The sequence below is a fragment of the Micrococcus sp. KRD070 genome, from assembly GCF_017168435.1.
In the GTDB taxonomy this organism is placed as follows: domain Bacteria; phylum Actinomycetota; class Actinomycetes; order Actinomycetales; family Micrococcaceae; genus Micrococcus; species Micrococcus luteus.
Genome location: NZ_JABFNH010000023.1, coordinates 49624 through 64264 on the forward strand (window position 1 = coordinate 49624; position 14641 = coordinate 64264).

The 14641-nt window shown below is 73.6% G+C and carries 13 protein-coding genes, 2 tRNA genes and 1 pseudogene; 8 read left to right on the forward strand and 8 right to left on the reverse strand.

Annotated features, from left to right (window positions below; genetic code table 11):
• Positions 1–48 precede the first annotated feature (48 nt).
• The 5 genes from J1M38_RS09625 (at position 49) to J1M38_RS09645 (ending at position 1771) form a co-directional block, all read left to right on the forward strand.
• Positions 49–122: transfer RNA gene (locus tag J1M38_RS09625), tRNA-Ile, on the forward strand.
• A gap of 58 nt (positions 123–180) precedes the next feature.
• Positions 181–342: a hypothetical protein gene (locus tag J1M38_RS09630; RefSeq protein WP_020624432.1), complete on the forward strand. Its 162-nt coding sequence runs from the start codon at positions 181–183 to the stop codon at positions 340–342.
• An 11-nt stretch (positions 343–353) separates the two neighbouring features.
• Positions 354–426, forward strand: a tRNA-Ala gene (locus J1M38_RS09635).
• A gap of 252 nt (positions 427–678) precedes the next feature.
• Complete coding sequence (locus J1M38_RS09640; protein ID WP_049145006.1) at positions 679–1467, forward strand: queuosine precursor transporter; 789 nt, start codon at positions 679–681, stop codon at positions 1465–1467.
• Positions 1468–1543: 76 nt separating this feature from the next.
• On the forward strand, positions 1544–1771 hold the full coding sequence (locus tag J1M38_RS09645) for an amphi-Trp domain-containing protein (RefSeq protein WP_020624434.1): 228 nt from the start codon (positions 1544–1546) through the stop codon (positions 1769–1771).
• Positions 1772–1804: 33 nt separating this feature from the next.
• On the opposite strand, the gene J1M38_RS09650 is transcribed toward J1M38_RS09645, so the two are convergent.
• Both J1M38_RS09650 and J1M38_RS09655 read right to left on the reverse strand, forming a co-directional pair.
• Entirely contained in the window at positions 1805–2452 is a 648-nt protein-coding gene (locus tag J1M38_RS09650) for an MBL fold metallo-hydrolase (protein ID WP_044659938.1), read from the reverse strand.
• Positions 2453–2604: 152 nt separating this feature from the next.
• Entirely contained in the window at positions 2605–3840 is a 1236-nt protein-coding gene (locus J1M38_RS09655; RefSeq protein ID WP_206481304.1) for a hypothetical protein, read from the reverse strand.
• Between the two features lie 186 nt (positions 3841–4026).
• On the opposite strand from J1M38_RS09655, the gene J1M38_RS09660 reads away from it, so the two are divergent.
• On the forward strand, positions 4027–4557 hold the full coding sequence (locus J1M38_RS09660; protein ID WP_010079725.1) for a peptidylprolyl isomerase: 531 nt from the start codon (positions 4027–4029) through the stop codon (positions 4555–4557).
• Between the two features lie 218 nt (positions 4558–4775).
• Positions 4776–5510: a rhomboid family intramembrane serine protease gene (locus tag J1M38_RS09665; RefSeq protein WP_342356228.1), complete on the forward strand. Its 735-nt coding sequence runs from the start codon at positions 4776–4778 to the stop codon at positions 5508–5510.
• A gap of 167 nt (positions 5511–5677) precedes the next feature.
• Here the strand turns inward: J1M38_RS09665 and J1M38_RS09670 are convergent, their stop codons facing one another.
• Complete coding sequence (locus J1M38_RS09670) at positions 5678–5983, reverse strand: cell division protein CrgA (RefSeq protein WP_060973757.1); 306 nt, start codon at positions 5981–5983, stop codon at positions 5678–5680.
• Positions 5984–6140: 157 nt separating this feature from the next.
• Between J1M38_RS09670 and J1M38_RS09675 the strand changes: the two genes are divergently transcribed.
• Positions 6141–6794 carry an aminodeoxychorismate/anthranilate synthase component II gene (locus J1M38_RS09675; protein WP_002858195.1) on the forward strand — a complete coding sequence of 218 codons (654 nt, stop codon included), beginning with the start codon at positions 6141–6143 and terminating at the stop codon, positions 6792–6794.
• A gap of 45 nt (positions 6795–6839) precedes the next feature.
• On the opposite strand, the gene pknB is transcribed toward J1M38_RS09675, so the two are convergent.
• The 5 genes and pseudogenes from pknB to J1M38_RS09700 all read right to left on the reverse strand — a co-directional run.
• Positions 6840–9116: a Stk1 family PASTA domain-containing Ser/Thr kinase gene (gene pknB / locus J1M38_RS09680; RefSeq protein ID WP_206481305.1), complete on the reverse strand. Its 2277-nt coding sequence runs from the start codon at positions 9114–9116 to the stop codon at positions 6840–6842.
• Between the two features lie 32 nt (positions 9117–9148).
• Positions 9149–11203 (reverse strand): protein kinase, encoded by a 2055-nt coding sequence (locus tag J1M38_RS09685; protein WP_179288598.1) that lies wholly within the window; start codon positions 11201–11203, stop codon positions 9149–9151.
• Positions 11200–12645 (reverse strand): penicillin-binding protein 2, encoded by a 1446-nt coding sequence (locus tag J1M38_RS09690; RefSeq protein WP_036384638.1) that lies wholly within the window; start codon positions 12643–12645, stop codon positions 11200–11202. Before J1M38_RS09690 ends, J1M38_RS09685 begins: the two co-directional genes overlap by 4 nt.
• The gene (locus tag J1M38_RS09695) at positions 12642–14066 is read right to left on the reverse strand and encodes an FtsW/RodA/SpoVE family cell cycle protein (protein ID WP_036314455.1); all 1425 of its coding nucleotides are present in this window, start codon (positions 14064–14066) and stop codon (positions 12642–12644) included. The genes J1M38_RS09690 and J1M38_RS09695 overlap by 4 nt, the downstream gene beginning before the upstream one ends.
• Positions 14063–14641: pseudogene (locus J1M38_RS09700) on the reverse strand (serine/threonine-protein phosphatase); the annotation flags it as partial. The pseudogene J1M38_RS09700 and the gene J1M38_RS09695, both read right to left, overlap by 4 nt.

Here is a 14641-nt window from a genome sequence, read left to right on the forward strand (position 1 = left end):
GTACAGTCATCTCCTGTTGTGAACGGCGTCAGCCGTGAGCGACGGTGAGGGCGTATAGCTCAGGCGGTTAGAGCGCTTCGCTGATAACGAAGAGGTCCCAAGTTCAAGTCTTGGTACGCCCACTCCCACCACACAGAGCCCCGGTCCGCTGGGGCTCCGTTCGTCTCCGGAGGTCTTCCCATGGGTCGACTGGCACGCGTGGCCCTCGTGGTCAGCGCCGCGGCAGCCGCCTATGGGGCGCGTCTCTGGCGGGAGAACAGTGCGGGGAAGGACGTCTGGGCCACGGCCACGGACGACCTGCCGGAGGACGCCGACGGCGTCGAGCCGGCACCGGAGGACTGACCGGTCCTCACGGGGGCATGGCGCAATTGGTAGCGCACCTGCTTTGCAAGCAGGGGGTTAGGGGTTCGAGTCCCCTTGCCTCCACCGAAGAAGGGCCCGGGAGTCGTGAGACTCCCGGGCCCTTTCGTCTGCCCAGGGTGGCCGCCGGCGCCGGCACCGTGGGCAGAAACCGGCGACCCGGGGGCTCCTGGGGCACAAACCGCAGGACTTCGGGCCCCGTGGGCAGAAGAGAGGGCGTTTCTGCCCACGGAGGGACGGGGATGGCCTGCCCCGAACCCCCGCCGCCGGACCCGCCCACCGCGCCCACCGTCGTCGTGCGTGGTGTTGGATGGTCCGGTGAACACCACCATCGACACCCCGTCCCCCGACCGACCCGCCTCTGGGCAGGGCACTCCGGCCTACGCCCGGGTGCCCGCGAGCTACTACGACATCTTCGTGGGCGTCTTCATCGCCCTCCTGATCCTCTCCGGCGTCACCGCGGCCAAGCTCTTCTACGGCCCCACCGTCCCGGTCATCTCGGACCTCTTCTACGACGGCGGCCCCCTCATCTTCGACGGCGGCGCCTTCCTGTTCCCGTTCGCGTACATCGTCGGCGACATCCTCGCCGAGGTGTACGGCTGGCGCCGGGCCCGCCGCGCCATCGTCCTCGGCTTCGCGATGCTCGTGCTCGCCGCCCTCACCTACACAGTGGTCTCCTGGACCACGCCCGTCGAGGGCTTCGAGGTGTGGGACCAGGCCCTCGCGCCCATGCTGCGGATCACCGTGGCCGGCTTCGTCGCGTTCCTCGTGGGCTCCCTGCTCAACGCGTCCATCGTGGTCCGCCTCAAGGAGCGCATGAGGGAACGGCACGTGGCGTTCCGGCTCATCCTCTCGACCGTGGTCGGCCAGTTCTTCGACACCCTGATCTTCTGCACCATCGCCTACGCCGGCACCATCTCGCTGCTGGAACTGGCGAACTACACGGTGACCGGCTTCGCGTACAAGACTCTCGTGGAGATCCTCATCGTGCCGGTGACCCTGCTCGTCATCCGCGCCCTCAAGCGCCGGGAGCCCACCTACCGGGCACCCGGCTTCGAGATCCACCGCGACGACGATCCCGCCCTCGCCCCGGCCGCGTCCCGCTGACCCGCACGGGCCCCGGCGCGGCCGCGCCGGGGCCCGTCCGTCGCGCGCACCCCGCCCACCGGCTACCGTCGGTGCCATGGGCAAGGACCTCTTCGAGCACGAGCAGCAGCAGACCCTCAGCCGTGAGCAGGCCGCCGCACGCCTACGCGACCTCGCCGACCAGCTCTCCCGGCAGAACGAGGTGCGGGTCGAGCACGGCGGCCGCGACGTCGTCGTCACCGTCCCGGACCGCGTGGGCCTCGAGGTGGAGCTCGAGGTCGAGGACGGCGGCGACGCCGAGCTGGAGATCACCCTCAGCTGGTGACCGGCCCCGGGGCGGCCGCTGCCTCCCCGTGCCTCAGAACGTCCAGAGCTCCCCGGGGGCCAGGCGCCGGTAGTCGGTCACGCCCTCGGCGAGACCCGAGAGCACCCGATCCACCACGCCCTTGCCGTCCTCGCTGAGGATGCCGTCGTGGATGGGGCGGGTGTGCGTCGCCGCGATGGCCCGCATCTGGTCCACCACGTCCGCGATGCGCAGCCACGGCGCCGCGGCGGGCAGCAGGAGCACCTCGACGTCGGCGTCCGGCACCGTGAACGAGTCGCCGGGGTGCAGCACGGCCCCGTCCACGAGATAGGACACGTTCACCGGGCGCGGCACCTCGGCGTGGATCACCGCGTGCTCCCCGCCGAGCACCTCCACCCGGAAGCCGGCGGCCTCGAACGTCTCCCCGGGCACGGCCGTGTGCACGTGTCCGGCGTCGAGCCCCGCCTCCGCCAGCGGCCCCGTGAGGTCCCGTGGCGCCCACACGTGCGTCTCCGTGCCGGCCAACGCCCGGGCCAGCTGCTCGGGGACCACGTGGTCCGGGTGGCCGTGCGTCACGAGGACGGCGTCCGCGCCGTCCAGGACCGCCGCGTCGCTGAACGCGCCGGGGTCGAACGCGAGGCGCCGGCCGGCCTTCTCGAGGCGGACGGCCGAGTGGCCGAAGAGGGTCAGGGTCGTGCTCATGCGGATCACTCCTCCGCCCGGCGTCGGGATCCCGGGCAGTCCCAGCCTCCCGCGCGCTCCCGGCGGCGGACAAGGCCCGCGCACCCTCGGTTCTGCCGAGGATGCGCGGGCCGGGCTCCGTCCGCTGCGCGCTCAGGGCGCGGGGAAGCGGGTCAGCGCTGCTGCCCGGGCTGGACGCCCAGCACCTTCGCGTTGGCGGCGGCCACCGGGTCCGGGGCGGCGGTGTCCACCCGCACGCCCTGGCCCGCCGCGGCCGAGCCGGCCTCGGCCACGACCTTCTGCTGCTGGGCGTAGGGGTTGTTGGCCTCCACCACCGGGATGTTCGCGGTGATCGGGCCCGGGACCGGGGCGGTCCACGGATCCTGCACCGGCTTGGTCAGGCGCCACAGGGCGAAGCCGGCGCCGGCGGCGGCGGCCGCCATGCCCGCGACGATCCAGGCGCGGCCGCCCGAGCGGGAGGCCCGGCGACCGGCGGCACGGTTCAGGTCCTTCTCGGCCGCGCCGGCGTACTGCTCGGCACCCTTGCGCAGGCGCTTCACGATCGCCTTGTCCCCGGTGAGCTTGATCAGGGCCTGCTCCAGGGCGTCCGGGACCTCGACGTCGTGGGCGGTCTTGCGGGCGTGCGCGGCGCCGTCGGCCAGGCGGGCGGCGGCCACGGGGAGGACCTCCTCCTTGCGGCGCTGGGCGTAGTCGCCGGCGTCGGCCAGGCGGGCCTGCACCTGCGGGGCCACCTTCCCGCCCTGCTCCTGCAGTGCGGACAGACCCGTGGCGAGGAGGCCGGCGAGGGTCAGGCCGCCCGCCGCGGCGGCGTCCTTGGCCTGGCCGGCACGGTCGCTGAACAGGGCGGCGGACCGCTGCGCGTCCTTGCGGGCGCCCTTGGCGGCCTTCTTCGCGTCCTTGCGCAGGCCCTTGGCGGTCTGGCGGCCGTCCCGGCGCAGCTGCGTGGCCTTGCGGCCCCCACGACGGCGGCCCTTCTTCGCGGCCTTCTCGGCGTCCTTGCGCGCCGCGGCGAACTGCTGCTGCACCTCGTGGCCGGCGTCCTGCGCCTGGGCCTGCAGGTGCTCGAGGAAGTCCTGGACGGTGTCCACGCCCTTGGCGACGGCGGGGGCCAGCAGCCCGTACTGGTGCGCGACGGCCTCACCGGCCTTCCGCGCCCCGCGCTCGACGACGGGGCCGTACTCCTCCTTGGCGTCCTGGGCCTTGCGACGGCCCTCCTCGGCCGCGGCGGAGCCGCCGATCAGCCCGTAGGCCGCCGCCACCTCGCTCCAGGCGCGGGTGGACTCCACCTTCGGGGCGGCCCAGTGGCGCAGGTTCTCCGCCTGGCGTGCGACGAACGCGTTCGCGCCGCCGTCGTGCTGGATCTCGTCGTGCAGGGTCGTGCGAGCCATGTGATGCCTCCCGTGGGTTCTGGATGGTCGTTGAACGCGGTGGTCCTCGAGGCCCAGCCTAGTGGCCGACCCCCGCCGTGGCACGGGTCCCGGCACGCCGGGAGTGCGTACGCCGATCGCGGAAGATCCCGACCCCGGACGGCGGGATCCGGACGGCCCGCCGCCGCGGATGGAACAATGGGGCGCATGGCGAACAAGACGCACACCGCGACCATCCACACGAACCACGGCGACATCGTCGTCGAGCTGTTCGGCAACCACGCCCCGAAGACCGTGAAGAACTTCGTGGGCCTCGCCACCGGCGAGCAGGAGTGGACCCACCCGCAGACCGGTGAGAAGAACAACGGCGCCCCGCTGTACTCCGGCACCGTGTTCCACCGCATCATCAAGGACTTCATGATCCAGGGCGGCGACCCGCTCGGCATGGGCATCGGCGGCCCCGGCTACCAGTTCGGCGACGAGATCCACCCCGAGCTGCAGTTCGACCGCCCCTACCTGCTGGCCATGGCCAACGCCGGCCCCGGCACCAACGGCTCGCAGTTCTTCATCACCTCCGTGCCCACCGGCTGGCTCAACGGCAAGCACACCATCTTCGGCGAGGTGAAGGACGAGGCCTCCCAGAAGGTCGTGGACGAGCTCAACGCCGTCGCCACCGATCCCCGTGACCGCCCGCTCGAGGACGTCGTCATCGAGTCCATCGACATCGACGAGGCCTGAGCAGCCCCTCGGTGAGCACCACCCCCTCTGACCCGCACGGCCCGGACTCCGCGGACGGCACACCCCCGGTGTGCCCGCGGCATCCGGGCCGTGCCGCGTATGTGCGCTGCGCCGTCTGCCGGCGCCCCGCGTGCCTCGACTGCCAGCGTCCCGGCTCCGCGGCCGGACCGGTCTGCGTGGACTGTGCGTCCGGCGTCGTGGCCGGCCCTGCTCCGACGGTGGCTCCCGCCGGCGCCGCCGCGTCGGTCCCGGTCCGACGGCGGACGGGCTTCGCCGCCTCGCCCGTCACCTGGATCCTGCTGGCGGTCACGGTGGTGGTCTACGCGGCGCAGTGGATGACCCGGGATCAGGCGTCCGGCGTGACCGAGGCGCTCTGGTACGCCGGGCTCTACACGTCCCCGTACGGCATGGAGCCGTGGCGGATGGCCTCCTACGCGCTCGTGCACGACGTCACCGGCCCCACGCACCTGCTGCTGAACATGCTCGCGCTGTGGGTGATCGGGCGCGTGCTCGAGCCCGCGCTGGGCTGGTGGCGGTTCCTCGCCCTCTACGTGCTCTCCGCCGTGGGCGGCGCGGTGTTCGCGCTGTGGGTCTCGGACCCGCTGCAGCCCGTCGTCGGGGCGTCCGGCGCCGTGTACGGCATGTTCGCGGCCCTGTTCCTGCTCACCCGGGTGCGGGGCGGGCAGGTGCGCTCGATCGCCGTGCTGATCGTCCTGAACCTCGTGTTCTCGTTCCTGCTGCCCGGGGTGGCCTGGCAGGTGCACGTGGGCGGGCTGCTGACGGGCGCCGTCGTCGCCGTCGTGTTCTCCCTGGCCGGCGGGCTGCGGCCCGGCCGCGCGCGCGTGCCGTCCGTGGGCGCCCAGGTGGCCGGCCTCGTGGTCGTGGCGGCGGCGCTGGCGGCGCTCACGGTGCTCGGCGCCGCACGGGTCACGGTGGCCGGCCTGCTCGGCTAGGCCGTCGTCCCCGACCGTCCCCGGAGTTCTCCACAGGCGGGTGTGCACTTCTTCCCACAGGGGTGTCCACACCTGTGGACAACTCCGGGGACAACTCGTCTCCGGGCCGGATCGTGCGGATCCGCCATCCACAGGGTTGTCCACCGCTGTGGAGAACTACACGCGTGTCATTCGCTCCAGCGGGACATCATGAGGAACCCGACGAGCGCGATGCCGAAGCCCACGAGGATGTTCCAGCCGCCGATCTGCACGATCGGGAAGAGGCCCTGGGTCAGGTAGTAGACGATGATCCAGAGCAGGCCGAGGATCAGCAGGCCGAACATCACGACCTTGTACCCGGGGGAGAGGGGCTTCGGACCCGGGTCCACGTCCCCGAGGTCCGTCCGCACGGCGGAGCGGCTGCGGCGCGCGGCCTCGAGCTCCTCGCGCTTCCGACGGGCCGAGTCCTTGCGCTTGCCGGCGGGTGCTGCCACGGGTCTTCTCCTCGGGTGGGGGGGTGATGGGCGCCCCCACCGGCGGAGACCGGGGCGGGGACGGTATCCTGCTGACCTGCCCAGGACCGGGGTCAGCGACGTGCCCGGCCAGTCTATGCACCCCGCTCCCACGCGGCGGGGAGGAAAGAGCGCCCCCGTGCAGAGCCCCGAGGTCTCCGTCCTCGTCGTCGACAACTACGACAGCTTCGTCTACACCCTGGTGGGCTACCTCGAGCAGCTCGGGGCCCGCACCACCGTGATCCGCAACGACGAGGTCACCCCCGCCCGCGCCCTCGAGCTCGCGGCCGAGCACACGGCCGTGCTCATCTCGCCCGGGCCGGGCGCACCCGCCGACGCCGGTGTCTCCCTCGACCTCATCCGCTCCGCCGCCGACGGCGGCCGCCCGCTCTTCGGGGTGTGCCTGGGGCACCAGGCCATCGCGGAGGCGTTCGGCGCGACCGTGACGCACGCGGAGTCCCTCATGCACGGCAAGACGTCCCTGGTCCGCCACGGCGAGCACCCCATGTTCGAGGGCGTCCCCTCGCCGTTCACCGCCACCCGCTACCACTCGCTGGCCGCCGTGCGGCCCACCGTGGACGAGGCGGTCCTGGAGATCACCGCAGAGACCGAGGACGGCGTCGTGATGGGTCTGGCCCACCGCACCGCGCCCCTGTGGGGCGTGCAGTTCCACCCCGAGTCCGTCCTCACCGAGGGCGGCTACCGGATGCTCGGCAACTGGCTCGAGTCCGTGGGGCTCTCCGGGGCCGCCGAGCGCGGCGGCCGGCTCTCGCCCCTCGTCCGCCAGGACTGACCGGTCCCGGGGCCCGGTTCGCGGGTCCGACGGCGCCCCGTCCGCTCAGGTGGACGGCGGCGGATCGATCGAGGGCTCGGGCTCCGGCGTCAGCGTCGGCAGCGGGTCCACCGGCGTCGCGGTGGACGAGGTGCTCGGCGACTGCTCGGTCGGCTCCGACGAGGTCGACGGGGCCGCCGACGTCGACGCCGGGCTCTGCGTCGGTGACGGCGTCGCGGTCGTCGTCGGCTCGGGGCTGGGCGTGGCCGAGGCGGACGGCGAGGGCGAGGGTTCCGCGCTCGCGGAGGGCTCGGGGCTCTCCGACGGCGGGGGGCTCGGTGACGCGGACGCCGACGGCGTGGGCTCGGGCGCCTCGCTGGACGGCGGCGCCGGCTCGGAGGGCTCGGCCGTGGGCGCGATCCATGAGGACACCGTCAGGGTCAGAGAGGAGCGGTTGTCCACGCGGACGCCGGCGGGCGGATCCTGGGCCACGACCGTTCCGGTGTCCGTGGTCGCGCCGTCCTCGTCCTGGATCCGCACGCGCAGCTCGGGGGCGCTCAGCGCCAGCTGACGCCGCGCGTCCGGAGCGCTCATCCCCACCACATCCGGCACGTCGACCATGCCGCTGGACAGGTGCAGCACCACGGAGGAGCCGGGCGGCACGTGCGTGCCCATCGCGGGGTCGGTGCGGGCGAGCAGCCCGCGTTCGAGTCGGCCGTCGTCCTGGTACTGCACGGAGGAGACACGCAGGCCCAGCCGTTCCAGCTCGCGGCGGGCCGCGTCCTCGGACAGCCCGTGCAGGGAGTCGGACAGCGCGATGCCCTCCTCGCCGCGGGACACCCGGATCCGCACCTCGGCCCCGCGGGGCACCTCCGTGCCCGTCGGCGGGTCGCTCTGGGTGACGGTCCCGTCCGGGGCGTCGGCCATGTACGCGGACGAGACGACGGCCACCAGACCTGCGTCCTCGAGCGCCGCGACCGCCTCGTCCTGCTGCAGCCCCACCACCGCGGGCACCTCCGCGGTGGTGGGCAGAGCCGCCGCGAGCCACGGCGCCAGGACCAGGGCCAGCGCGATCAGGACCGCGCCGGCCGCCAGGAGCGTGCGCCGGCGGAGGCGCCGGCGGACGCGACGGTGCGTGGCCGTCGCTGGCGCCGGCGTGTCCCCTTGCGGTTCGGGCCGGGGCGTCGCGACCGCACCGGGCATCACCGGCTGGCCGACCGTCACCGGGCGGGGGCCGTCCATGGCGGCGGCGGCGGCAAGCTGCGCGGCGGAGGCGGCGCCGAGCAGTCCCGCACCCGCCACGGCATGGTTCGCCGCCTGGGGCTGTGCGGCGTCCGGCTCGGCCGGGACGGAGGGCGTCGGCCGGGTCAGCGGGACCGCGGCCGTCGGCACATCGGCCCCGTGCTCCGCGGCCGCGGCGCCCAGCACCGCGCCGACGAGGGCGGGAGGGACGGCATCGAGCGGCGGGGTGTGACGGCCGGGGCCGGCGTGCGGATCCGCGGCGGCCTCCTCGAGGGCCGCGAGGAACGCGGCGCCCGTGGGGAACCGGTCCTCCGGATCCTTGCGCAGGGCGCGCAGCACCACGGGGTCGAACGCGGGCGGCAGGTCGGGGTCGACGTCGGAGGGTGCCGGCGGCTCCTCGCGCACGTGCTGGTAGGCCACGGCCAGCGGCGTGTCACCCGTGAAGGGGGGTCGGCCCGTGAGCAGCTCGAACAGCAGGCAGCCGGCCGCGTAGAGGTCGGCGCGGCCGTCCACGGTGCGGCCCGTCGCCTGCTCCGGAGCCAGGTAGAGGGCCGTACCCACCACGGCCTGGGTCTGCGACGTGGTGGCGGAGGTGTCGGCCAGCGCATGGGCGATCCCGAAGTCCATCACCTTCACGGCGCCCGTCTCCGTGACCATGACGTTCGCGGGCTTCACATCGCGGTGGACGATGCCCTCCTCGTGCGCGTGCTCGAGCGCTTCCAGCACGCCCCGGGTCCAGGCCACGGCACGGTCCGTGCCCACGGCGCCCTCGGCGTGCAGGATCTCCCGCAGCGTCCGGCCGGAGACGAGCTCCATCACCAGGAACGGGCAGTCCACCGGATGGAGGCCGTCCTCGAGGGAGACCTCGCCCGTGTCGTACACGGAGACGATCGAGGGGTGGTTCAGGGAGGCCGCCGAGCGTGCCTCCTTGCGGAAGCGCGCCTGGAAGTGCGGATCGCGCGCCAGGTCCCGGCGCATCAGCTTGACCGCCACCGGGCGGTGCAGCCGCAGGTCCTCGCCGCGGAAGACGTCCGCCATGCCGCCGCGCCCGATCAGCTCACCGATCCGGTACCGCCCGTTCAGGATCCTCTGCTCATCCACAGACACGTCCGCGTGCCCGTCCCGCCCGCCGCTCAAGCGGAGGGCGTGGCGTCGGCGGACGAGGCCTCCGCACCACGCGCGTCAGCGGACGGGTCGGTGGTGGGCTCGCCCGTCGGTGCCGTGGACTCCCCGGAGGACTCCGTCGTCGGATCCCCCGTGGGCGTCGTCGGCTCCTCGGACGGCTCCGGCGTGGGCTCCGGGTCGGCGGTGGCTGTCGGGGATTCGGCGGTGGGGGACGGGCTGGGCTCGTCCGAGGCCGACGGGCTCGGCCCGGTGCTCGGCTCCTCCGACGCGCTGGGCTCCGGCTCCGAGGCGGGCTGGGACGCCTCGCGGGTCGGCGCGGCGTCGGACCCGCCGGTGGCCACGATCAGCTGCACGTGCGTGTCATAGCGGTGTCGCTCGCCCTCGCCGGGCACCACGCGCACCACCTCGCCGTCGGCGCCGTCGGCGGACGGGTCGTCCACCCGGTCCACGGTGAAGCCGCGGTCGCGCAGCGTCTGGATCGCGCTCTCCACGGGCTGGCCCACGAGGCCCTCCGGGATGACGCCCTCCCCGGTGGAGACGGCCAGCGTGACGGTCTCACCGCGCCGCAGCGCCCCCACGGGGTTGATCTCCTCGACGGTGCCCTGCGGGCTCTGCGCGTCGCGGTCCTCCTCGCGCACCGCCAGGCCGAGGCCCTCGAGCTCGGTGCGCACCTCGCTCACGGGGCGACCCTTGTACGCCTCCGGGTCCACGTGCACGGACGACTCCTCCTGCGAGGTCGCCGGCGCCGAGCCGCCGACGCCGCGGCCACCCGTGAGCAGCGGCCACAGCAGGGCCCCCAGCAGGGCGAACACCACGAGCCCGAGCAGCGCCCACAGCGGCCAGCGGTTGGCGCGTCGCCGGCGGGCGGGTGCGGAGCCGCCCCCGGCGGGCGGGCCCGGGTCCACGACGTCGCCCGGGCGGGTCTGCTGATCACGCACGGCGGCGATCTCGTGGTCGCGCGTGCTCGCGCTCGCGGCGGCGCCGGCCACACCGGCCGCGCCCACGGCCGCCGCACCGGCGGCGCCGGGGCCGCGGGCGTCGTCGTCGGTGCGGGGCTGGGCCGCGGTCACCGGCAGCGCCGCGGTGGCGGGGAAGCCGTCCGTCCGGGTGCCCTCGGCGCGGGGATGGGTGGTGCGCATGCCGTCGTAGTCCAGGGGGGCGGTCTCGGCGCCCGAGGGGTCGGCCACGCCCTGCTCCTCGAGGAAGGCGGCCAGGCCGGGCACGGCCTCCACCGCGCCGCGGGTGTCCTTGCGACGCAGCGCGTCGGCGGCCTCCGAGAGCGCGGTCGCGTCCGAGGGCCGCTCCTTGGGGTCCTTCGAGAGCATACACATGATCAGGGCGCGCACCGGGGCCGGGACGGTGTCCGGCAGGGGCGGCGGGGTGTCGTTGACCTGGGCGAGGGCGATCGCGATCTGGGACTCGCCCGTGAACGGGCGATGCCCGGCGAGGGCCTCGTAGCCGATGATGCCCAGCGAGTAGAGGTCGGAGGAGCCGGTGGCTTGCTGCCCCGTGGCCTGCTCGGGCGCGAGGTACTGGGCGGTGCCCATCACCTGGCCGGTGGCCGTGAGCGGGACCTGGTCCGCCAGGCGCGCGATGCCGAAGTCCGTCACCTTCACCCGGCCGGTGGGCGTGATCATGAGGTTGCCGGGCTTGACGTCGCGGTGCACGAGCCCCTGGGCGTGGGCCGCCGAGAGCGCGGCCGCCGTCTGCGCGATGATCCGCAGGGTCCGCTCGGGGGAGAGCACCTTCTCCTTCTCGAGGATGGAGGACAGCGGCTGGCCCGGCACGAGCTCCATGACGAGGTAGGCGGAGCCCTTCTCCTCGCCGTAGTCGTAGACGTTGGCGACGCCGGGGTGGTTCAGCAGCGCCGTGTGCTGGGCCTCCGCCCGGAAGCGGCGCAGGAAGTTGGGGTCACCTGTGTACTCCTCCTTGAGGATCTTCACGGCGGTGATCCGGCCCAGGACCTTGTCCCGCGCCTTCCACACCTCGCCCATGCCGCCGATCGCGATGCGATCGGTCAACTGGTACCTGCCGCCGAGGGTGATGCCCGATGTCGGCCTCATTCCGTGACCACCGCTTCCATGATTGCCTTCATGCCACTGACGACTGTCTGATGTCCAACCCCCGGCGGCTCGTCCTCCACCACGATCGTCACGGCCGCCCGGGGGTTCTCGCTCGCGTCGAAGCCGGTGATCCAGGAGTGCACGTTGCCCGTGTCCCCGACCTCGGCCGTGCCCGACTTCGCCGCGATCCGCACCGTGTCCGACTGCACGGATCCCAGGATGCCGTCCTCCACCGCCGAGACCATCATGTCCGAGACCTGCCCGGCCACCTCGGGGGTCGTGGCCCGGCCGCGCTCACGGGGGCTGAACTCCTGCACCGTGGTGAGGTCCGAACGGCGGACCGCCTTGATCAGCTGCGGCTCCATGACCACGCCGTCGTTCGCGATGCCGGCGGCCACCATAGCCATCTGCAGCGCGGTGGCCTGCACGTCCCGCTGGCCGATCGAGGACTGCGCCAGCGCGGCGTCGTCCAGGTCGGAGGGGAACACGGAGCCGGTCACGGGCAGCGGGTAGTCGAAGGAGTCGTTGAAGCCGAACCGCTCGGCGACCTCCCGGATCCGGTCCTGGCCCAGCTCGACGGCGGCCATGGCGAACGGCGTGTTGCAGGACTGCGCCAGCGCCCACGTGAGGGTCTGACGCCCCACGGTGTTGCACGGTGAGCCGTCGTAATTGGGCAGCTCCGTGGTCGTGCCGGGCAGCGTCCACGCGGCGGGGATGTCCACCGTCCCGTCCGGGGTGTAGTCACCGGACTCGAGCATGGCCACCGCGTCGATCAGCTTGAACGTGGAGCCGGGGGACACGAGCTGCTCCGCGGCGCGGTTGCGGTACGCGCTGGCACCGGGGATCTGGTCGATCGCGGCCATGGCCGCCTGCGCCTCGGCCGGGCTGTGCGAGGAGAGCGCGTTGGAGTCGAAGCTCGGCTTCGACACCATGGCCAGGATCTCGCCCGTCGTCGGGTCCGTGACCACGGCGGAGGCGCGCACGCCGTCCGGGAGCGCGTCGTACGCCAGACGCTGCAGCTCGGGGTCGATCGTCAGCTCCACCTGGTCGCCCTCAGGCGTGGCACCCGTGATGATCTCCATGGCGCGGTCCACGAACTGGGACGTGGGGGTGCCGGAGAGCTGCTCGTTCATGGCCGCCTCCAGCCCGTCGGTGCCGTAGGTGAGCGAATAGAAGCCTGTGAGCGGGGCGTACAGCTCGGGCTCGTGGTAGACGCGCTGGTAGTGGTACGCGTCGTCGGAGGGGACGGACTCGGCGATCGGCTCGCCGTCCACGAGGATCGGCCCGCGCGGGGCGCCGAACTCCAGGAACATCTGCCGCGAGTTCAGGGCGTGCGTCTTGAGCTGGTCCGCGGCCAGCACCTGGATGACGGACGCGGCCAGCGCGAGCACCAGGATCATGGCCGCCATGACGGTCCACGTGCGTCGGATCGCCTCGTTCACCGCTCCTCACCTCCTCCCGGGGGCACGGCCGCCGCCGGGAGCGCCGTGCCGGGGTCGAGGTGGCCGGCGCCGGGCCCGGACGCGTTGACCATCCCGTCCACGACCACGGGACGGCGGGCGGCGTTCGAGATGCGCAGCACGAGCCCCACGATGATCCAGTTGGCCAGCAGCGACGAGCCGCCGGCGGCGAGGAACGGCGTCGTGAGGCCGGTGAGCGGCAGCACGAGGGTCACGCCGCCCATCACCACGAACACCTGCCACGCCATGGTGAAGGCCAGGCCGGAGGCGAGCACCTTGCCGAACGCGTCGCGCACGCCGAGGGCGGCGCGCATCATGCGGGTGACGAGCAGGAGGTACAGGACGAGCACGGCGGCCAGGCCCACGAAGCCGAGCTCCTCGCCGATGGCCGTGAGGATCATGTCCGAGAAGGACAGCGGCACCTGGGTGGGGTTGCCCGCGCCCAGGCCGGTGCCCATCAGCCCGCCTGAGGCCATCGCGAACAGGCCCTGGACCACCTGGTAGGAGCCGCCGAAGTCGCGATGGTAGATCTCGGGGTCGAAGGCCCTCAGCCAGATCTCGAACCTGGCGGTCACGTGCGGCATGAACAGGAACGCCAGCGCCGCGCCGAAGGCGATCAGGCCCAGGCCGAGGAGGATCCAGGAGGCGCGGGACGTGGCGATGTAGAGCATCGCCATGAACATGCCGAAGAACAGCAGGGCCGAGCCCAGGTCGCGCTGGAACACGAGCACGCCGAGCGCCAGGAGCCAGCCGGCCAGCAACGGGCCGAGGTCCCGGGCTCGGGGGAAGGTCACCGGGCCCACACGGCGGCCGGCCAGCAGGATCAGGTCGCGGTTCGCGGAGAGGTAGCCGGCGAAGAAGATGGCCAGCGTGATCTTGGCGATCTCGCCGGGCTGGAAGGTGCCGAATCCGACGTCGATCCAGATCCGCGCCCCGTACATGCTCAGGCCCAGCCCGGGCACGAGCGGCAGGAGCAGCAGCACGCCGGACGCGGCGAGGAACAGGTAGGGCCAGCGCCGCAGCACCCGGTGGTCGCGCACCAGGAACACCAGGGCGGAGGCCACCAGGACGGCCAGGACGGACCACACGAGCTGCGAGGTGGGGTTGGCCATCGCGGCGTCCTGGCTCAGCCGGTGGATCATGGCCAGGCCCAGCCCGTTGAGCAGGGCGGTGATCGGCAGCATGAACGGGTCCGCGTAGGGGGCCCGCAGCCGCAGGACCACGTGCAGCACGAGGGTGGCGGCGCCGAAGACGCCCAGCGGCACCCAGGCGGTGGAGTCCAGCGGGGCGTCCGTGCCGATCATGCCCAGCAGGTCCGCCCCCAGGGCGATGGCCAGGGCGGCCAGCAGCAGGACCAGTTCGATGTTCCGGCGCGGGCGTGCGGGGGAGATCACCTCGGTCACGGGGCCTCACCTCCCGTCGCGCTCGGGGACGACGCCGGGCTCGTCGGCGCGGTGGAGCCGGACGCGTCCGAGGGGCGGGCGGAGGACGACGACGGCGTCGTGCTCGGCCGGGCCCGCTCGGAGGGCTCACCGGCGGGGGCGGGGGCGTTCGGGTGCAGCGAGTCGCGCAGCTCGGCGACGATCTGCTCCGCGTGGTCCACGTCCCGGGCGGGCATGCCGGCGTTCACGCGGTCGCGTGCGTACGCGGGCAGCGCGTCCACCGGGAGGTCGGTCTGGCGGTCCACGTGGGACAGCTCGAGCGGGCCCAGCCGCTGGGAGACGCCCTTGAACACGGCGATCCGGCCGTCGTTGGCCCCCACGTAGTACTGCGTCTGGGTCCACAGGTAGCCCCACACGGCCACGGCCGCGAGGGTGAGGGCGAGCAGCGTGGTGAACACGGGGATGAACCAGCCGCGGCGGTACTGCACCGGGCGGTCGTCCTTTCCACGCCGCCGACGCGCGGCCCCGTCCTCGGGGCCGCCGGCGGCCCCGGCGACCGCCGGGCCCGCCGGCGGTCGCCGGGGCCGGGGTGGGGG